This is a genomic window from Sphingobium sp. TKS, assembly GCF_001563265.1.
GTDB lineage: Bacteria > Pseudomonadota > Alphaproteobacteria > Sphingomonadales > Sphingomonadaceae > Sphingobium.
Genome location: NZ_CP005083.1, coordinates 1,147,328 through 1,166,370 on the forward strand (window position 1 = coordinate 1,147,328; position 19,043 = coordinate 1,166,370).

Here is a 19,043-nt window from a genome sequence, read left to right on the forward strand (position 1 = left end):
GATTCCCGCCTTCGCGGGAATGACGGAAGAGAAGAAATGACCACCCAATCCACCGCCACTTTCGTCAATATCGGTGAGCGCACCAACGTCACCGGATCGGCCAAGTTCAAGAAGCTGATCATGGCGGGCGACTATGCAGCCGCCATCGACATCGCACGCGATCAGGTGGAGAACGGCGCGCAGATCGTCGACGTCAACATGGACGAAGGCCTGCTCGACGCGGTCGAGGCGATGACGACCTTCCTGAAGCTCATGACCTCCGAGCCGGACATCAGCCGCGTGCCGGTGATGATCGACAGCTCGAAATGGGAAGTGATTGAGGCGGGGTTGAAGTGCGTCAGCGGCAAGCCGGTCGTCAATTCGATCAGCATGAAGGAGGGCGAGGAGGCCTTCTTGCATCATGCGCGGCTCTGCATGGCCTATGGCGCGGCGGTGGTCGTCATGGCCTTCGACGAGACGGGGCAGGCGGACACGAAGCAGCGTAAGGTCGAGATTTGCGAGCGGGCTTACAAGCTGCTGATGACCATTGGTTTCCCGCCTGAAGACATCATCTTCGACCCCAATATCTTCGCGGTGGCGACGGGGATCGAAGAGCATAATAATTATGGCGTCGACTTCATCGAGGCTTGCCGCGAGATCAAGAAGCGCTGCCCGCATGTCCATATTTCGGGCGGACTGTCGAACTTCTCCTTCTCCTTCCGCGGCAATGAGCCGGTGCGGCGGGCGATGCATTCGGTCTTCCTCTACCACGCCATTCCGGCGGGGCTGGACATGGCGATCGTCAATGCGGGCCAGCTCGACGTTTACGACGCTATCGATCCGGCGCTGCGCAAGGCCTGCGAGGATGTGCTGCTGAACAGCGATCCCGAAGCCGGGGATCGCCTGGTCGCGCTGGCCGAGAGCTTCAAGGGCAAGGATGCGGCTTCGGAAAAGGCGGCGCAGGAATGGCGCGGCTGGCCGGTCGCCAAGCGGCTGGAACATGCGCTGGTCAAGGGCATCGACATGTATGTGGTTGAGGATACGGAGGAAGCCCGCCTCGCCGCCGCCAAGCCGATCGAGGTGATCGAAGGCCCGCTGATGGACGGCATGAACGTCGTGGGCGACCTGTTCGGCGCGGGCAAGATGTTCTTGCCGCAGGTCGTCAAATCCGCCCGCGTCATGAAGAAGGCGGTGGCGCATCTGCTGCCCTTCATCGAGGCTTCGAAGGAACCCGGCGCCAAGGGCAAGGGCAAGATCATCATGGCGACGGTGAAGGGCGACGTCCATGACATCGGCAAGAATATCGTCGGCGTCGTGCTCCAGTGCAACGGCTTCGAGGTGATCGACATGGGCGTGATGGTGCCCTGGCAGGACATCATCAAGGCCGCGAACGATCATGATGCCGACATGATTGGGCTTTCGGGCCTCATCACGCCCTCGCTGGACGAGATGGTGACGGTGGCGGTGGAGATGCAGCGCGCGGAGATGACCATGCCGCTGCTGATCGGCGGCGCGACGACATCGCGGGTGCATACGGCGCTGCGCATCGATCCGGCCTTTACCGGGCCGGTGGTGCATGTGCTGGACGCGAGCCGCGCCGTGGGCGTGGCGACGGCCTTGGTGTCGGAGACGCAGAAAACCGATTTCGTCCAGAAGACCAAGGATGATTATGAGCATGTCCGCGTCGCCCGCGCCAATAAGGGGCAGAGCGCGCTGGTGCCGATCGAGGATGCGCGCGCCAATGGCTTCGAGATTGACGAGAGCCTGAAGCCCGGCAAGCCGCGCCTGCCCGGCGTCCATCGCTTCCCGGACTGGGATCTGAAGGACCTGCGCAACTATATCGACTGGACGCCCTTCTTCCGCGCCTGGGAGCTGGCGGGCAATTATCCGGCGATCCTCGAAGACAAGGTGGTGGGCGAGAGCGCGACCAGCCTGTTCAACGACGCGCAGGCGATGCTCGACCGCATCATCAACGAGAAGTGGCTGACGGCGCGCGGCGTGTGCGGCCTGTGGCCCTGCCGCCGTGAGGGCGACGACATCATCGTCCATGTCGAGGATGAGAAGCATTTCACCCTGCCCATGCTGCGCCAGCAGATCGCCAAGCGGGAGGGGCGGGCCAATATGTGCCTGGCCGACTTCATCAGCCATGACGGCGACTGGATGGGCGGCTTTGCCGTGTCGATCCATGGCATTGAGCCGCATCTGGCGCGCTTCAAGAACGCCATCGATGACTATTCGGACATTCTGTTGAAGGCGCTGGCCGACCGTCTGGCGGAAGCCTTTGCCGAGCGGCTGCACCATTATGTCCGCACCGCGCTTTGGGGTTATGCCGAGGGCGAGCAGCTCACGAACGAGGCGTTGATCAAGGAGCAATATCGCGGCATCCGTCCGGCGCCGGGCTATCCGGCCTGCCCCGAGCATAGCCTCAAGCCGCTATTGTTCGACATGCTCGACGCGCACCATGCGACCGGCATCACGCTGACGGAGAGCTTTGCGATGCTGCCGACGGCTGCGGTCAGTGGCTTTTATTTCGGGCATCCGCAGGCCGAATATTTTGGCGTGGCGCGGGTCGGGCGCGATCAGCTGGAGGATTATGCGGCGCGGCGCGGCGTGGATCTGGAGACGGCCGAGCGCTGGCTGCGGCCGAATCTGGATTGAGCTGCCGCATAAAGGTTTTGTGTTCCTGCGTACGCAGGAACCCAGTCCCACGGTAGCCATGATACGGAGACGGCGGAACTGGGCTCCTGCCTGCGCAGGAGCACGGTGGTTAGCTATTCAACGTGCCTCGTGGTTGGCCGCGACTGCCTTGGCCACCGCCTGCATCAGTTGCCAGCGCGTCGGGATCGGTTCGGTCGTGCTGCCGATCATCACCGCGACCGCATAGCTGGTGCCGTCGGGCGCGGTCATGATGCCGATGTCGTTGAACCCGGTCGACCGCGCGCCCAGTTCCTGCCCGGTGCCGGTCTTGTGCAGATAATGCCAGCCCGCCGGCACGCCGCCCTTGATCCGCTGCGGGCCGGTTTTCGCCTCGCTCATGATCGACATCAGCAGTTGCGAGGAAGCGGGCGAGAGCATGTCGTTCTGCTTGAGCTTCGCCAGCGCCTGCACGATCGAGGAGGGCGCCGCCCCGTCCGGCGGGCTGGCGAGATAATTGTCCAGCGCCTTCTGCCGCACCGATAGGGGCAGCTTGGCGCGGGCGGCGTAGAAATTGCGGCCGATCGAATAATCCTGCCGCCAGTCCAACCCTGCCGTCGTCGATTGCAGCAGCCGCTCGCCCGGACCGAAGCGGATATCCTTGATGTACCGCCGCGCCAGATAGCTCCGCACCGCATCCGGCCCGCCGACGGCGCGCAGCAGCGTGTCGTTGGCGGTATTGTCGCTCTGCGTCATGGCGCGGCGCATCAGGTCGGAATAGGTCGTGGTCCAGCCCGAATTCCCCACCAAAGCGGCGGTCGGCTGGTGGAAGAGGGTCAGATCCTTCTTCGTGATCGTCGTGCTGTCGCTGAGGCGAATCTTGCCCCTGTCGACCGCGTCGAGGAAGGTCATCGACACCCAGAGCTTCGACACGCTCTGCTGCGGAAAGAGCAGGTTGCCGTTCCAGGCGACGGTCCAGTCGCTGCCGACGCGGCGCACGGCGATGCCGACCTTGCCGTTGAAGCTTTGGCCGAGATTGCGCACGACGCTGACCAGCGCGGGCGGCGGCGTTTCCCGCTGATCGACATCGAGAGCCTGGAAGGATTTGGGCGGATTGGCGACCGGCTTGATCGGATAGGTCGCCGTCGTGGGCTGCGGCCGCTGGACCGCCGCATAAGGCTGCTGCGGCGCGCTGACGCAGGCCGAAAGCGCCGCCATCAACAGGACGAGGCGGGCCGAGCCGCTATTGCCGCCGCCATTTGGGCGCTTGCCGCGCCCTCCCTTCAAAATGGTCATCAAAATCCCCGCACTCTCCTTTCGCATTAGGGTTCAGACCCGCGCCGGGTGACAAGAATCATGCGACGAATGATTCTACAAATGCGATGTAAGGAGGCTGAACGAGGCGTGCCTTAACTCAGTTGAGGTTCAGGCGGCAGGCTGCAACAAAGCGCGCATGAATCGAGCGATGAACAGACGGATCATGATGCGGGCCATGATGCAGGGCGCGGCGGCCCTGCTGGCGGGCGGTGTGCTGGCGTCGAAGGCGTGGGCAGCGCCCTTCGCTTCCCGCCGAATCGCGGTGACGACGCGCGGGGCGGGGCGCGACGTCGTGCTGATCGCGGGGCTGGCGAGCGGGCCGGGGCTGTGGAACGGGGTGGTCGGCGCGCTCCCCGGCTATCGCTGGCATCTGGCCCATGTCCGGGGCTTTGCGGGCCTTGCCGCAGACGCCAATGCCAGCGGGCCGCTGGTTCAGCCGCTGGCGGATGAGATCGCCCGCTATATCGCGGCGGCGGGGCTGGAGCGGCCCGCGATCGTCGGCCACAGCATGGGCGGCACGCTGGCGATGATGCTGGGCCTCAAGGGACTGGCGGGGCGGCTGATGGTGGTCGACATGTTGCCCGAAGGCGCGGCGATGGTCGGCGGCACGGCGCAGGGCATGGGCTTTCTGGCCGATCAACTGGGCCAATATTTTACGGGAACCGAGGCGGGGCGAGCCTATCTGGCGCAGATGCTGGCGGACATGCCCGGCGCCAGAGGCAGCGATCCGGATGTCATCGCCAATGCGTTGCGCGATCTGGCCAATGTCGATCTGGGGCCGCAACTGGCGCGGCTGACGGCGCCGATGGAGGTGGTCTATGCCGTGGGCAGCGATGCGGCGCAGGCGGGCGAGATCGGCAGAACCTTCCGCGCTGCCTATGCGGCGAAGCGCGGCGTCCGGCTGGTGCCCATCGGCCCCAGCGGCCATGTCGTCATGGCGGACCAGCCCGCGCGCTTCAACGCGGTGCTGGGCGATTTTCTGAAAGGCTTTTGACGCCGATCAAAGGCGGGGCGTCATAGCCGGGCTAGAAGGAGTTCGACGCCGACCTTCGCGTCACTCCTCCCCTAATGGCGCAGCGCGATGGACCGCTGCGCCATTTTTTTCATGGCGTCAGCACCGTGTCGACGGCTTGCGGCAGCATGTCGGGATAGTCGAGCGTATAGTGCAGGCCCCGGCTTTCCTTGCGATGCAGCGCCGAACGGACGACCAGGCGCGCCACTTCCAGCAGGTTGCGCAGCTCGATCAGGTCGGGCGTCACGCGGAAATGGCCGTAATATTCGTCCACTTCCTTGGCCAGCAGGTCGATGCGATGCTGGGCGCGCTCCAGCCGCTTGGTGGTGCGGACGATGCCCACATAGTCCCACATGAAGCGGCGGATTTCCTTCCAATTATGCTGGACGATGACCTCCTCGTCCGAATCGGTCACGCGGCTTTCGTCCCAGGGGCGGATCGGTGGGGGCGAGGGCAGATCGTCCCAATGGGCGCGGATGTGCCGGGCGGCGGCTTCCCCAAAGACGAAGCATTCGAGCAGCGAATTGGAGGCGAGGCGATTGGCGCCGTGCAGGCCGCTTTCCGTGACTTCGCCCGCCGCGTAGAGACCCGGCAGGTCGGTGCGGCCATCAAGGTCGATCACCACGCCGCCGCAGGTATAATGCTGCGCCGGGACGACCGGGATCGGTTCCTTGGTGATATCGATGTCGAGGTCGAGCAGGCGCGCATAGATTGTGGGGAAGTGGGTGCGCACGAATTCCGGCGGCTTGTGGCTGATGTCGAGATGGACATAGTCGAGGCCGAGCCGCTTGATCTCATGGTCGATGGCGCGGGCCACCACGTCGCGGGGCGCCAGTTCGGCGCGCTCGTCGAAGCGGGGCATGAAGCGCTCGCCGCCGCCAGGGACGCCGGGGGGGAGCTTGAGATGCCCGCCTTCGCCCCGCACGGCCTCGGTGATGAGGAAATTCTTGACCTCCAGATTGTAGAGGCAGGTCGGGTGGAACTGGTTCATCTCCATGTTGGAGACGCGGCAGCCCGCGCGCCAGGCCATGGCGATGCCGTCGCCGGTCGCTCCCCTGGGCGCAGTCGAGAAGAGATAGGTGCGGCCCGCGCCGCCGGTGCACAGGATGGTCGCGCGGCCCACTATGGCATCGACATGGTCGGTCTGCTTGTTGAAGGCGTAGATGCCCCAGACATGGCCGTCGCCCGAATATTTCTCGCCATGGCGGCTGGTGATGAGGTCGAGGGCGACCATATCCTCCAGCAGCGTGATGTTCGGATTGGCGCGGGCCGCTTTCAGCAGCGCGACCTGCACGGCATGGCCGGTGGCGTCGTCGACATGGACGATGCGGCGGTGGCTGTGGCCGCCCTCGCGGGTCAGGTGCCAGCGTTCGCCAAACTCCTCGCCGCCCTCTTCATTGGCGTTGAAGGGGACGCCGAGTTCCGCGAGCCGCTCGATCGCGGCGGGAGCTTCGGAGACGACGAACTCCACCGTGCTGCGGTCGTTGAGGCCAGCGCCCGCGACCATCGTGTCTTCAATATGTGCCTCGAAACTGTCACCGGCGTCGAGTACGGCGGCAATGCCGCCCTGCGCCCAGTTGGTGGAGCCACCGTCGAGCGCGCCCTTGGCCAGAACCACGACCTTGCGGTCCTGCGCGAGGTTGATGGCGGCCGTCAGCCCTGCCGCGCCGGAGCCGATGATGACGACGTCATAGGTGGTGATGGGCATCTTCGTCCTGACGTTTTTCTTATGTGCGGGCTAGGCTGCGGCCGTTAGGTTGAGGAACACATCCTCCAGGTCTGGGTCGCGCGTTACGACGTCCACGATCGAAAGTCCGCTCGCCTGCACGGCGCTCAGCACCTGACCCGCATTGGCGCGGTTCTTCATATAGGTGATGGTCAGCGTGCGTTCGTCCGACAGTTCGATCTTCTCGAAGCTGGGGTCGGCGGGCGGCGTCACGATGTCGCGGTCGACCGTCACCTGCACCACCTTTTCCTGCGCCATGGCGATCAGTTCGCGGGTCGGCTTGTCGGTGATGACCTTGCCATGGTTGATGATGGCGATGCGGTCGCACAGTTCCTCGGCTTCCTCCAGATAGTGCGTCGTCAGCACGATCGTCACGCCCTGCCGGTTGAGTTCGCGGACATAGGCCCAGAGCTGCTGGCGAAGCTGCACGTCCACGCCTGCAGTCGGTTCGTCCAGCACCAGGATCGGCGGGCTGTGCACCATCGCCTTCGCGACCAGCAGGCGGCGTTTCATGCCGCCCGAGAGGGTGCGGGCATAGGCATTGGCCTTGTCCTCCAGATGCACGGCGCGCAACAATTCCATCGAGCGGCGGCGCTCCTTGGGCACGCCATAATAGCCAGCTTGATTCTCCAGCGTCTCGAACGGGGTGAAGAAGGGATCGAAGACGATCTCCTGCGGCACGATGCCGATCGAGTTCTTGGCGTTGCGGGAGTTCTGGTCGATGTCGAAGCCCCAGATCCTTGCGCTGCCGCTGGTCTTGTTCACCAGCCCCGCGAGGATGTTGATCGTCGTCGACTTGCCCGCGCCATTCGGACCCAGCAGGCCGTAGATCTGCCCGCGCGGGATCGACAGGTTGATATTGTCGAGCGCTCGCTTGCCGCCCTTATAGTCCTTGGTGAGGTTGGTGATCTCGATGGCGGGGGGCGGGGCGGGGGAGGGGGCGGTGTCGGTCATGGCTGCCTATTTGGTGGGGAACAGCGGAAAATTAAAGCACCGTGCTCCTGCGAAGGCAGGAGTCCAGTCCCACTGTTCGATCTGGGCTCCTGCCTTCGCAGGAGCACGGAACACTGTAAAGGCGATGCAGCTTCAAAACTCGTCCGCAGCGTCTATCAGGGTTGTGAGCTTCCTCGGCGCCACCTCCCTCCAACTGCGCTCCAGCCGCTCGCTGATCTGGTCCCAGTCCGTGTCGCCCAGGTCGACGCGGATGCCGACCCAGCCGTCACCGAAATAAGCGGGGCGGTAATAGCGGGCGGGGTCGCTTTCGATCAGCATCGCCTGTTCCTCGGGCGCGGTCGTCTTGACGAGGACGGCTATGATGCCGTCGCCATGATGATCCTGCGTGAAATAGGCGAATTTCTTGCCCTTCTCGATACCGAAGCAGGGCATGCCGTGGGAGGTGACCTCATCCGTTTGCGGCAAGGCGAACACGCGTTCGCGCACCTTGCCCAGCAGCCATTCGGGCTGCCGTTCGCGGGTGACGAAATCGGCCAGGGTGCGGGAATAGAGCTGATGTTCGGCCATCAGGATGCGCGCGGCGAGACTGTCGGCGGTGTCGCCGGGCAGGATCGCGACTTCGGTCTGGCCCAGCACCGGGCCGTCGTCCAGTTCGGCGGTCACGATATGGACCGAGCAGCCCGCATGGCTGTCGCCCGCGTCGAGCGCTTTCTGGTGGGTATCGAGACCCTTATATTTGGGCAGCAGGCTGGGGTGGATGTTGAGCATCCGGCCTTCCCATCCGGCCACGAATTCCGGCGAGAGCAGGCGCATATAGCCCGCCAGCGCGACATATTCGGCGCCTGCCTTGCGCAGTTCGCCGTCGATGATCCGGTCGAATTCGGCGCGCTTCATCCCCTTGTGGCTCTGGCCGAAGGTCGCGATGCCCTCCGCAGCGGCGAGGGTCAGGCCGGGGGCTTCAGGATCGTTGGCCGCGACCAGCACGATCTCATAGGGGCAGGACGGGTGCTTGGCGGCGTAAAGCAACGCCGCCATGTTCGAACCGCGCCCGGAAATCAGAACGCCGACCTTGGCTTTTTGCATGAGGCTACCCCAGATGCGTGGCGGTCCAGTCGGCCTTGGCGCTCCATGTGCCTTGGCTTCCCTTGACCGTGCAGCCCTTTTCGCCCGCTTCCACGACACCGACGCGGACGACGGTTTCGCCTGCCGCTTCCAGCTCGGTGGTAACCGCGTCGGCGGCATCCGCATCGACCGCCAGCACCATGCCGACGCCGCAGTTGAAGGTGCGCGCCATCTCCTCCGGCTCGATATGGCCCTGCGCCTGCAGGAAGGCCATCAGGCGCGGCTGTTCCCACGCGTCGGCATCGACCACGGCATGACAGCCGTCGGGCAGCACGCGCGGGATATTCTCCAGCAGGCCGCCGCCGGTGATATGGGCGAGGGCGTTGATTTGGCCAGCCCGCACCAGCGGCAACAGCGATTTCACGTAAATGCGCGTCGGCGCCATCAGCGCGTCGATCAGCAGCACTTCATTGTCGAAGATCGCCGGGCGGTCGAGCTTCCAGCCCTTGTCGGCAGCCAGGCGGCGCACCAGCGAGAAGCCGTTGGAATGCACGCCCGAGGAGGTGAGGCCGATCAGCACGTCACCCGCCTTGACCTTGTTGCCGGTCAGCGCCTGGGACCGCTCCACCGCTCCGACGCAGAAACCGGCGAGGTCATAGTCGCCCGGCGCATACATGCCCGGCATTTCCGCCGTTTCGCCGCCGATCAGCGCGCAGCCCGCTTGCTTGCAGCCTTCCGCTATGCCCGCGATCACGCGTTCGGCCACGCCGCTCTCCAGCTTGCCGGTGGCGTAATAGTCGAGGAAGAAAAGTGGCTCGGCGCCCTGTACGATCAGGTCGTTGGCGCACATGGCGACCAGGTCGATGCCCACGCCGTCATGGGCGTTGTGGTCGATGGCGAGCTTCAGCTTGGTGCCGACGCCGTCATTGGCCGCGACCAGCAGAGGGTCGTCATAGCCCGCCGCCTTCAGGTCGAAGAAACCGCCAAAGCCGCCCAGTTCGGCGTCGGCGCCGGGGCGGCGGGTGGCCTTGGCAAGCGGGGCGATGGCGCGGACCAGCGCATTGCCTGCGGCGATGTCGACGCCAGCCTTGGCGTAGCTATAGGATTCGGTGTCGCTCATAAGGACGCGCCCTAGAACAAAGCTCAAGAAAACGGAACGGGAAATGGGTTGCCGCTTGGCAGGGCAGGCAAATCTCGCCAAAAGGGCGCGCGTGAATGTGCCTCATGTCCTTCGTGGCCTGTCTTTTCGGCCTCTGAACCTGTTTCGCGTGCGCTCTCTTCGGGTGTTGGCGCGACCACTCCAGATTATGGGGGCGATCGCGCTCGGCCTCGCCGCAGCAGCGCTGGTGGCGCAGATGGAGGGGGAGCGCGGGGTTCCGCCGATCGCCAGCGGCGGCGACTTCCAGGTGAGCCATGTGAAGGTCGACGTCTTCGCCAAGGATGCCGACAGCGCGCGCAAGGCGGGCTGGCGTCTGGCGCAGCGGCGGGCCTGGCAGATGCTCTGGACGCGGACTCATGGCGGCACCGGAGTGCCCTCGCTCTCCGATTCGCAGTTGGAAGGCATGATCTCCGGAATTGAGATCGAATATGAGCAGGCCGGGCCGAACCGCTATGTGGCGACGCTGGGGGTGATGTTCGACCGGGCGCGCACCGGGCAGTTGCTGGGCGTTACCGGCAGCAATGTGGTGCATTCGCCGCCTTTGCTGGTGATCCCGGTGATGTGGGATGGCGGATCGGCCGTGTCCTATGAGCGCATCAATGAATGGCAGAAGGCCTGGGCGCGGTTCCGCACCGGCGACAGCGCGATCGATTATGTGCGCGTGGCGGGCTCGATCGCTGATCCGATCCTGCTGAACGCGGGGCAGATCGGGCGGCGCGGGCGGCTGTGGTGGCGGGTGCTGCTGGACCAATATGGCGCGGCCGACGTGGTGATTCCCATGGCCCGGCTGGATCGCCAATATCCCGGCGGCCCCGTGACCGGCACCTTCACCGCGCGCTATGGCCCGGACAACAGCCTGATCGGCAGCTTTTCGCTCCGCGCCTCCAATGACAGCGCCATCCCGCAGATGCTGGATCAGGCGACGCAGCGGATCGACCAGCTTTACACGCAGGCGCTGAACGATGGCCGTCTGCGGCCCGATCCGTCGCTGATTATCGAGGAGCCGGTCGATCCTGACGCTCTGGCCATCGAAAATGCAGCCGATCTGCCGGTGGAAACCCTGGACGTGCCCACGCCGGCCGCCACGACCGGCAGCTTCTCGATTCAGTTCGACACGCCCGATGTCGGATCGGTGGCGCAGGGCGAGGCGGCGCTGCGCTCCATCGCGGGAGTCCGTTCCGCCGCGACCAGCAGCCTGGCGCTCGGCGGCACCTCCGTCATGCAGGTGAGCTTCGACGGCACGGTCGATGCGCTGCGAGCGGCTTTGGCGGCGAAGGGTTATAGCGTCGCGGTGTCCGGCAATACGCTGCGCATCCGCCGCGCCGCTGCGACGGGAGCCGCTCCGGCACAATGAGACAGATCAGCCTGCCGTTCGACCGGCCGGGCCAGGGAGCGGGCGACGAATTCCTGGTCAGCGAAGCCAACCGCATCGCCGTTCGCCATCTGGAAAATTGGCAGGGCTGGCCGCTGGCGATCAGCGTGCTGACAGGGCCGCCTCTGTCGGGCCGCTCCACCCTGGGCCGCCATTTCGTCGCGATGAGCGGCGGCGCCGTGATCGACGACGCGCCTGGGCAGGACGAACAGATGCTGTTCAACGCCTGGAACGAGGCGCAGACGACGCGGCGGCCATTGCTGATGATCGGTGACGTTCCGCCGGAGCAATGGCCGGTGGTGCTGCCCGATCTTCGCTCCCGCCTTGCCGCGGTGCCGCATGTCGCTTTGGAGGAACCGGACGAGGCGCTGGCCCATGCGCTGATCGAGCGGTCTTTCGTCGTCGCGGGCGCCAAATATGCCGCCGATCTGCCCGACTGGCTGCTGCGGCGGATTGAGCGCAGCTATGCGTCGATCGCAGCGGTCACGCGGCTGCTGGACGAGGCCGCATTGTCATCCGGGCGTAAGATTTCTATCGCTATGGCGAAAGATGTCCTGCAAGGCGCGGGATTTTTGCCTATAGTCCCGGACTGACCATCCGGTTCTGAAAAATATGAGAGATATGTGGCCGAAGCTGACCCCTCCGCCAGCCTGACCCTGCCCGGCGACCGCTATTTCAACCGGGAGCTGTCCTGGCTGGCTTTCAACCAGCGCGTGCTGGAGGAAGCGATGAACCGGGCGCATCCCCTGCTGGAGCGCCTGCGGTTCCTGTCGATTTCCGGAGCCAATCTGGATGAGTTCTTTTCCGTACGCGTGGCGGGCCTTAAGGGTCAGCAGTTGCAGGATGTCGACATGCGCTCCGCCGATGGGCTGACCCCGGCGCAGCAACTGGCCGCCATTACCGATGAAACCGCCCGGCTGATGGGTGCGCAGCAGAAGGTCTGGGGCGCACTGCACGGCGAACTGGGGAAGGTGGGGATCGAAGTCATCGGCCCATCCAGCGCGCTCGACCCGAGCTGCGAGAATTGGCTGCGGGAGCATTTCCTGACGCAAGTCTTCCCGATCCTGACGCCGCAGGCGCTGGACCCGGCGCATCCCTTCCCCTTCATCCCCAATCAGGGGCTGTCGATCGTCTTCGATCTGGAACGGTTGTCGGACAAGGAATCGATTCGCGAACTGGTGATGATCCCGTCCTCGCTCGCCCGCTTCGTGCGGATGCCGGGGGAAACGGCGCGCTATATGGCGCTGGAGGCGGTGATCCGGCGCTTTTCCGCCGATCTCTTCCCCGGTTATCGGGTGCGCAACAGCGGTGTGTTCCGCATCATCCGCGACAGCGATATCGAGATCGAGGAAGAGGCGGAGGATCTAGTCCGCTATTTCCGCAGCGCGATCAAGCGCCGGCGGCGGGGCCGTGTGATCCGCATGGAGATAGAGGAGCGCATCCCCGAGCCGGTCGAGGAGATGTTGCAGGACATGCTCCAGGGCCATGAGGCGATCATCGCGGAGGTGGAGGGGTTCGTCGGGATCGGTGACCTGAGCGGGATTGTCGAAGAGGACCGGCCCGACCTGAAATTCGAGCCCTATGCCCCGCGCTTTCCGGAGCGCATCCGCGAATATGGCGGGGATTGCTTTGCCGCGATCCGGGCGAAGGACATTGTCGTCCATCATCCCTACGAAGCCTTCGACGTGGTTGTTTCGTTTCTGAAACAGGCGGCATCCGACCCCGATGTGGTCGCGATCAAGCAGACGCTCTACCGCGCGGGCAAGCAGTCCGCGATCATCCGCGCCCTGATCGACGCGGCGGAGGCGGGCAAGTCGGTGACCGCCGTGGTGGAACTCAAGGCCCGCTTCGATGAGGAGCAGAATCTGATGTGGGCCGACGCGCTGGAACGCGCGGGCGTGCAGGTGGTCTATGGCTTCATCGACTGGAAGACCCACGCCAAGGTGTCGATGATCGTCCGGCGCGAAGGCGGGCAGTTCCGCAGCTACTGCCATTTCGGCACGGGCAATTATCATCCGGTGACGGCGCGCATCTATACCGATTTGAGCTTCTTCACGGCTGACCCGGCCTATAGTCGCGATGCGGCGGCGTTGTTCAACTACATCACCGGCTATGTCGAACCGCAGCGGCTGGAAAAGCTGGTCATGTCGCCCCGCGACCTGCGCAATCGCCTGTGCGAGCTGATCGATGCGGAGATCGAGCATGTCCGGGCCGGGCGGCCGGGAACCATCTGGGCGAAGATGAATTCGCTGGTGGACCCGGCGATCATGGAAAAGCTTTATGCGGCGAGCAATGCGGGCGTGCAGATCGAACTCATCGTGCGGGGCATTTGCTGCCTGCGGCCGGGCGTTCCGGGCATGTCGGAGAATATCCGGGTGAAGTCGGTGGTCGGCCGCTTCCTGGAACATAGCCGCATCACCGTGTTCGGCAATGGCAAGGCGCTGCCGAACAATGGCGCCAAGGTATATATCAGCTCGGCCGACTGGATGCCGCGCAATTTCGACCGGCGCGTGGAGTTTCTGGCGCCGGTCGAGAATCCGACCGTGCACGACCAGATTCTCGACCAGGTGATGGTCGCCAACCTGATCGACACCGAGCAGAGCTGGGAACTGGATTGCGACGGCCAATATCATCGGGTCGAGGCGACCGACCGGCCGTTCAACCTGCACCGCTATTTCATGACCAACCCATCGCTGTCGGGCCGCGGCGCGTCGCTGGACAGCGGGGCGGTGCCGACCCTTCGCCTGCGCGGGCGGGCCTGAGGTCCATGAATTCCATGCTGAGCCAGGTCCGGGCGCTCGCCCCCGGCATGGCGACGTCGCCGCAGCAGGCCAAGGCGCGCACGGCGATCATCGACATCGGCTCCAACAGCGTGCGTCTGGTCGTTTATGACGGGCCGCGCCGCATTCCCTTCATCCTCTTCAACGAGAAGGTGATGGCGGGGCTGGGCGCGTCGCTGGGCAAGACCGGGCGAATCGAGCCGGAGGCGATGGACCGGGGTCTGCGGGCCGTGGGCCGCTTCGCCCATCTCTGCCGCGAAATGGAGGTGCAGGAGGTGCGCTGCGTCGCCACTGCGGCTGTCCGGGATGCGGACAATGGCGACGAGTTCATCCAGCGTGCAAAGGCCATGGGGCTGGACGTCGAGCTGCTGTCGGGTGGGCAGGAGGCGATCGCGGCGGCGCATGGCGTGCTGTCGGGCATTCCCGGAGCGGACGGCATCGTCGGGGATCTGGGCGGCGGCAGCCTGGAACTCGCCCGTATTCGCGATGGCGCGGTGCATGAGACGGTCTCGCTGCCGCTGGGCGTGCTGCGCCTGCCGCAGATCCGGGCCAAGGGGCCGGCCGTGCTGGAGCGGCTGGTCAAGAAGATGCTGGTCAAGGCGGGATGGGACGCGCCCGCGGACCTGCCCTTCTACATGGTCGGCGGGTCGTGGCGCGCGCTGGCGCGATTCGACATGGAACTCACCCAATTCCCGCTGCCGGTGGTGCATCAATATGATATGCCTGCCGGGCGCGCCGAACAGTTGACGCGCATCGTGTCCCATGTCGGCAAGGCGCGGTTCAAGGATATTCCCCAGATCACCGGATCGCGCGTGCCGACCCTGCCCAACGCGGCGGCGCTGCTGTCAGTGATCGTGCGGCAGTTGAAGTCGAGCCGGCTGGTGGTGTCGGCTTACGGTCTGCGCGAAGGGTTGCTGTTCAGCGATCTGCCTTCGGACATTCAGGCGCACGATCCGCTGCTGATCGCGGCCGAGGCGGAGGGGGAGGCGCAGGGCCGCTTCGCCGGTCATGGCGACATGATCGAACGCTGGATCGCGCCCCTGTTCCTGGAGGACGGCAGCGCATGGCGCCGGATAAGGCGGGCGGCTTGCCTGCTGGCGGATGTCGGCTGGCGCGCCAATCCCGATTTCCGGTCGGAACGGGGGGTCGAGATCGCACTGCACAGCAATTGGGTGGGCATCACCGCGGCCGAGCGAGCGATGCTGGCGCAGGCGCTGCACAGCAATTTCGGCGGCGGCGTGTCGACGCCGCCCGGGATCGAGCGGCTGGCTTCGCCCGAAGCGCTGCAGCGCGCTACCTTATGGGGGCTGGCCATCCGATTGGGCCAGCGGCTTTCCGGCGGGGTCGAAGGGCCGCTGCTCGCCTCCCGGCTGGAGATGGAGGGCAATGTGCTCGAACTGCGGTTGCGGGGCGTGGACGCCGATCTGTTCGGGGAAGCGGTGGAGCGGCGGCAGCGTCAACTCGCGCAGGCCATGGGCGTGAAGTACCGCCTGGCTTGGTAGGGATTGGGTGGAGAGAGCGGGCTGGTTGGTCGGAGCAGGTATCATTTAGTGGCGGCAATTGGCCATTGGCAGCCATTGAGCGCATCCGTGTTCCTGCGAAGGCAGGAACCCAGTTCCGCCGCTTGTGGATCATCGCGCCGTAGGAACTAGGCTCCTGCCTTCGCAGGAGCATGATGTGTTTCTAGAGCATCGTGCGGAAAAGTGGGAACCGATTTTCCGCTTAAAACGATGCGACAACAAGGAATTAGAGCGCGCGCCCTGCGTCTGATCACCGTACACGACAGAGTGTCGAAGGGCGGCATGATGTGCTTGAACTGAAGATTCTCGACCAAGAGGATCTACGATGTTCACAGCTTGTCATGCCGCCCTGATGAAGACGTTATGCCGCCAGTTCAGGCTGGGCAAGAGCCGGCTTGAAACATTGGCGGTGCTTGTGATGGCGCTTGCGCAATCGCGGACAGTGAACCTGACACATCTGGCCTGTCATTTGCCCGGGCAAGCAACGCACGCTTCGGGCTATCGCCGACTGCAGCGCTTTTTCCAGCACGTTCAACTGGAATCGGATCGGCTGGCGCTGCTCGTGGTGAGCATGCTCAATCTGTCCCGCAAGAAATGCCTGGTACTCGATCGGACCAACTGGAAGATCGGCTCGACCGACGTCAACATCCTCATGCTGGCGATCGTGACGCGCCGTTTCCGAGTGCCGTTGCTGTGGAGCATGATCGGACATCAGGGCTGTTCCGATACCGATCAGCGCATTGCCTTGATGCAGCGCTATCTGGCCCTGTTTCCCGCTGCTTCAATCGAACTGCTGCTCGCCGACCGCGAGTTCATCGGCGCACAGTGGATGGATTTCCTCAATGAAAACAATATTCCCTTTGCGATCCGCCTGAAGGAAGACATGACCCTCAACCTGGCTAACGGCACAACATGGTCGTTCCGCACGCTCTTGCGGCGAAAGCGGGTGGGCGGAACGGCAATATGGGAAGGGCGGCTCAATGGAACGACAGGCGCCACCAGCCAGCCACTGCGGATCGCCGCAAAACGCTTGGCCGACAAGCAGGTTTTGATCGTCGCGACCAACCAGCCGGAGGCAAGGCAGGCTCTCAATCTCTACCGCAGGCGCTGGGGCATCGAATGCCTCTTCGGTGACGCCAAAACCCGCGGTCTCAACCTGGAAGACACCCGCATCAAAAACCCACGCAAGCTCGACTGTCTGCTCGTCGTCGTCACCCTCGCTATAATCTGGGCATATCGATGCGCCACCCGCGTCATGGGCATGAAAGCCATCCCGCGCAAAACCCATGGGCGACGCCAAAAATCATGGTTCCGGCTCGGCTTCGACAGCCTCAGGCAATGGATTATCAACGATCAACCCAAAGCCGCCTCCGCATGGAGCGACGCCGCTCCCATACGGCTACTCATTCCGCTCCATTCCCGATGAGTCGTGTACGGTGGCGTCTGATTTAGCGCAGCGCGCTCTAGGAAACGGTGCGAGTAGACCGTCCGCCTTCCACCCTCATCCCGCCTTCCACTCGTCCGGAATGCCTCAGCCCACCATCCCTGCGCCCAGCAGCAGCAGTAGTTTCACATCGATTGCTAAACCCTCCGCCCGCCATGCCGCGATCCGATCATGAATCCCATTCAGCGGCACGCGGTGGACGCGGATATCCTCCCCCGCGACGCCGCCGCCTTCGCCGGTTTTCTTAAGGTCATGGGCGCGGAACAGGGTGAAGCTTTCCGACACCATGCCGGGCGAGCTGTAGAACTCCCCCAGCGATTCCATCCGGCCGGGAAGATAGCCGGTTTCCTCCTCCAGTTCGCGGGTCGCGGCGAGCACGGCTTCCTCGCCCTCGTCATGGTCGCCCACCAGTCCCGCGGGCAGTTCGATGCAGCGGCGGCCCAGCGGTACGCGATATTGGTCGACCAGCAGCACATGGGGGCCATCGGCTGCGTCCTCGACGGCCAGGATGACGGCGGCATGGATGCCCCGCGCCCTGCCGACATATTCCCAACGCCCCCGCCGCTTGGCCGTGATGAAGCGGCCTTCCCACATGATTTCTTCGGGGGAGATCATGTCCTGCTCGCTCATAATTCGATCAACCTGTCGGGCAATTCATTGGGATTGTCGCCGGTCGCCGGGAAATGCCGGGCCAGCACCACGCCGACCTGCCGCACCGCTTGCGCCATGCCGTCGGCGGCGCGGCCTTCCCGCACGCCGTCGATCAGCGCGGCCATGGCCTCGCCCCAGATTTCGGGCGCGACCTTTGCGTTGATGGCGGCATCCGCGACCAGTTCCGCCCGATGCTCGTCCAGCGAAAGGTAGATGAGCACGCCGGTCTTGCCGCGCGTGCGCCCCTGGGCGACGGCGCGGAACAGGGTGATGGCGCGGCGGCGCACGCGGCGCGCCTTGGTGGCTTTCGGGGTTAGCGCCATGCGCAGCGGCATCCAGGCCAGCGCATAGCGGACGATCAGGAATTTGAGGATCAACAGGCCCAGCAGAACCGTCAGCAGCTTCCAGTCCTCGACCTCATGCTCCCAGCTTTGCAGCAGCCAGGAGCAAAGCGCCCGGAACTGCTGCGGAAAAGCCGCAGCGGCGGACAGAGCCAGGAACACCGCGCCGATCGCCCAGTGCAGCCCGGCATCATGATAGGCATCCGAGCGGCGCGCGACGATGGTGACGATCTCGCCGTCGGTCGCCTTTTCCGCTTCGGCCACCGCGGCGGTCACGCGGTCATGGTCGGCTTCGTTCAAATGCAGACGCATCACCAATCCCCCGAAGCGCCGCCGCCGCCGAAGCTGCCGCCGCCGCCCGAAAAGCCGCCGCCGTCTCCGCCGCCCCAACTTGATCCACCGCCGCTGCCCCAGCCGGAATCGCCTGGTCCCCAGAGGATGATCGGGCCGGACCCACCGCGATAGCGGCGGCCTTTGCCCCGGCTGGAGAACATGGACAGGACGATGATCGCGACCACGAACAGCCAGAACACCAGCATGAAACCACCGCCATCGTCCGACGCGTCCCGCGCCTTGGCCTCCGCTTGTGCCGCCAGCGCCTTCGCCTCCTCAGGCGGGAGGGTGAGCAACCTGCCGATCGCGTCCACCCCCGCATCGATCCCGCCGGGCATGTCGCCGGCCTTGAAACGGGGCGTGATGTCGTTGCGGATGATCTGGGACGACAGCGCGTCGGTCATGATGCCTTCCAGGCCATAGCCGACCTCGATCCGCACCTTGCGCTCATTGGGCGCGACGATCAGCAGCGCGCCGTTGTTCTTTTCCTTGTCGCCTATCCCCCAGGCCCGGCCGAGCTGATAGCCATAATCGGATATGTCATAGCCCTGAAGGTCGGGCAGCGTCGCGACGACCAGTTGCCGCCCGCTCTGCTGCTCCAGCGCCGCGAGCTTGTCGGTCAGCGCCTGTTCCTGTTGCGGGGAGAGCAGGGCGGCGTCATCCACCACCCGCCCGGTCAGTTTGGGAAAGCTCTGCGCTCCCGCCGCCGCCGGGATGAACAGCAGCAGCGACATGATCAGGAGCAGGCGGCGGAGCATC

General features: G+C 64.8%; 15 protein-coding genes. 7 read left to right on the plus strand and 8 right to left on the minus strand.

The features are described from left to right. The first annotated feature begins 36 nt into the window (after window positions 1-36). Complete coding sequence (gene metH / locus K426_RS05765) at window positions 37-2,637, plus strand: methionine synthase (protein WP_066554883.1); 2,601 nt, start codon at window positions 37-39, stop codon at window positions 2,635-2,637. A 117-nt stretch (window positions 2,638-2,754) separates the two neighbouring features. On the opposite strand, the gene K426_RS05770 is transcribed toward metH, so the two are convergent. Continuing rightward, complete coding sequence (locus tag K426_RS05770) at window positions 2,755-3,909, minus strand: serine hydrolase (RefSeq protein WP_066554885.1); 1,155 nt, start codon at window positions 3,907-3,909, stop codon at window positions 2,755-2,757. A 169-nt stretch (window positions 3,910-4,078) separates the two neighbouring features. On the opposite strand from K426_RS05770, the gene K426_RS05775 reads away from it, so the two are divergent. Continuing rightward, window positions 4,079-4,924 carry an alpha/beta fold hydrolase gene (locus K426_RS05775; RefSeq protein WP_066554889.1) on the plus strand — a complete coding sequence of 282 codons (846 nt, stop codon included), beginning with the start codon at window positions 4,079-4,081 and terminating at the stop codon, window positions 4,922-4,924. A 109-nt stretch (window positions 4,925-5,033) separates the two neighbouring features. Here the strand turns inward: K426_RS05775 and nadB are convergent, their stop codons facing one another. The 4 genes from nadB to purM all read right to left on the minus strand — a co-directional run bounded on the left by nadB (window position 5,034) and on the right by purM (window position 9,804). Continuing rightward, window positions 5,034-6,650 carry an L-aspartate oxidase gene (gene nadB, locus K426_RS05780; protein ID WP_066554897.1) on the minus strand — a complete coding sequence of 539 codons (1,617 nt, stop codon included), beginning with the start codon at window positions 6,648-6,650 and terminating at the stop codon, window positions 5,034-5,036. Between the two features lie 30 nt (window positions 6,651-6,680). Further along, window positions 6,681-7,622, minus strand: coding sequence for an ABC transporter ATP-binding protein (locus K426_RS05785; protein WP_066554899.1), 942 nt, complete (start codon window positions 7,620-7,622; stop codon window positions 6,681-6,683). 132 nt (window positions 7,623-7,754) lie between these two features. Continuing rightward, a complete protein-coding gene (gene purN, locus K426_RS05790; protein ID WP_066554902.1) occupies window positions 7,755-8,705 on the minus strand; it encodes a phosphoribosylglycinamide formyltransferase in 951 nt (316 codons plus the stop codon). Window positions 8,706-8,709: 4 nt separating this feature from the next. Then, a complete protein-coding gene (gene purM, locus K426_RS05795) occupies window positions 8,710-9,804 on the minus strand; it encodes a phosphoribosylformylglycinamidine cyclo-ligase (RefSeq protein ID WP_066554907.1) in 1,095 nt (364 codons plus the stop codon). Between the two features lie 43 nt (window positions 9,805-9,847). Here purM and K426_RS05800 point away from each other — a divergent pair, with 43 nt between their 5' ends. The 5 genes from K426_RS05800 to K426_RS05820 all read left to right on the plus strand — a co-directional run bounded on the left by K426_RS05800 (window position 9,848) and on the right by K426_RS05820 (window position 16,941). Beyond that, window positions 9,848-11,197, plus strand: a complete 1,350-nt coding sequence (locus tag K426_RS05800; RefSeq protein ID WP_206377334.1) for a heavy-metal-associated domain-containing protein — start codon at window positions 9,848-9,850, stop codon at window positions 11,195-11,197. Further along, entirely contained in the window at window positions 11,194-11,808 is a 615-nt protein-coding gene (locus K426_RS05805; RefSeq protein ID WP_066554914.1) for a chromosomal replication initiator DnaA, read from the plus strand. The genes K426_RS05800 and K426_RS05805 overlap by 4 nt, the downstream gene beginning before the upstream one ends. 30 nt (window positions 11,809-11,838) lie before the next feature. Then, entirely contained in the window at window positions 11,839-13,977 is a 2,139-nt protein-coding gene (locus K426_RS05810; RefSeq protein WP_066554916.1) for an RNA degradosome polyphosphate kinase, read from the plus strand. Between the two features lie 5 nt (window positions 13,978-13,982). Beyond that, complete coding sequence (locus K426_RS05815; RefSeq protein ID WP_066554918.1) at window positions 13,983-15,497, plus strand: Ppx/GppA family phosphatase; 1,515 nt, start codon at window positions 13,983-13,985, stop codon at window positions 15,495-15,497. 427 nt (window positions 15,498-15,924) lie between these two features. After that, window positions 15,925-16,941: an IS4 family transposase gene (locus K426_RS05820; protein ID WP_237230037.1), complete on the plus strand. Its 1,017-nt coding sequence runs from the start codon at window positions 15,925-15,927 to the stop codon at window positions 16,939-16,941. A 105-nt stretch (window positions 16,942-17,046) separates the two neighbouring features. Here the strand turns inward: K426_RS05820 and K426_RS05825 are convergent, their stop codons facing one another. Genes K426_RS05825 through K426_RS05835 form a run of 3 tightly spaced genes read right to left on the minus strand, consistent with a single transcriptional unit; the run spans window position 17,047 to window position 19,042 of the window. Then, entirely contained in the window at window positions 17,047-17,589 is a 543-nt protein-coding gene (locus tag K426_RS05825) for an NUDIX hydrolase (protein WP_066554919.1), read from the minus strand. Continuing rightward, complete coding sequence (locus K426_RS05830; protein ID WP_066554921.1) at window positions 17,586-18,263, minus strand: TPM domain-containing protein; 678 nt, start codon at window positions 18,261-18,263, stop codon at window positions 17,586-17,588. The genes K426_RS05825 and K426_RS05830 overlap by 4 nt, the downstream gene beginning before the upstream one ends. Continuing rightward, on the minus strand, window positions 18,263-19,042 hold the full coding sequence (locus tag K426_RS05835; protein WP_066554924.1) for a TPM domain-containing protein: 780 nt from the start codon (window positions 19,040-19,042) through the stop codon (window positions 18,263-18,265). Before K426_RS05835 ends, K426_RS05830 begins: the two co-directional genes overlap by 1 nt. Between the last annotated feature and the right edge of the window lies 1 nt (window position 19,043).

Bases quoted from the DNA above. Each gene is read 5' to 3' on its own strand.
- K426_RS05825 (WP_066554919.1), bottom strand. From the start codon at position 17,589: ATGAGCGAGCAGGACATGATCTCCCCCGAAGAAATCATGTGGGAAGGC.
- metH (WP_066554883.1), top strand. From the start codon at position 37: ATGACCACCCAATCCACCGCCACTTTCGTCAATATCGGTGAGCGCACC.
- K426_RS05835 (WP_066554924.1), bottom strand. From the start codon at position 19,042: ATGCTCCGCCGCCTGCTCCTGATCATGTCGCTGCTGCTGTTCATCCCG.
- K426_RS05830 (WP_066554921.1), bottom strand. From the start codon at position 18,263: ATGCGTCTGCATTTGAACGAAGCCGACCATGACCGCGTGACCGCCGCG.
- nadB (WP_066554897.1), bottom strand. From the start codon at position 6,650: ATGCCCATCACCACCTATGACGTCGTCATCATCGGCTCCGGCGCGGCA.
- K426_RS05805 (WP_066554914.1), top strand. From the start codon at position 11,194: ATGAGACAGATCAGCCTGCCGTTCGACCGGCCGGGCCAGGGAGCGGGC.
- K426_RS05800 (WP_206377334.1), top strand. From the start codon at position 9,848: ATGGGTTGCCGCTTGGCAGGGCAGGCAAATCTCGCCAAAAGGGCGCGC.
- purN (WP_066554902.1), bottom strand. From the start codon at position 8,705: ATGCAAAAAGCCAAGGTCGGCGTTCTGATTTCCGGGCGCGGTTCGAAC.
- K426_RS05775 (WP_066554889.1), top strand. From the start codon at position 4,079: ATGAACAGACGGATCATGATGCGGGCCATGATGCAGGGCGCGGCGGCC.
- purM (WP_066554907.1), bottom strand. From the start codon at position 9,804: ATGAGCGACACCGAATCCTATAGCTACGCCAAGGCTGGCGTCGACATC.
- K426_RS05770 (WP_066554885.1), bottom strand. From the start codon at position 3,909: ATGACCATTTTGAAGGGAGGGCGCGGCAAGCGCCCAAATGGCGGCGGC.
- K426_RS05785 (WP_066554899.1), bottom strand. From the start codon at position 7,622: ATGACCGACACCGCCCCCTCCCCCGCCCCGCCCCCCGCCATCGAGATC.
- K426_RS05815 (WP_066554918.1), top strand. From the start codon at position 13,983: ATGAATTCCATGCTGAGCCAGGTCCGGGCGCTCGCCCCCGGCATGGCG.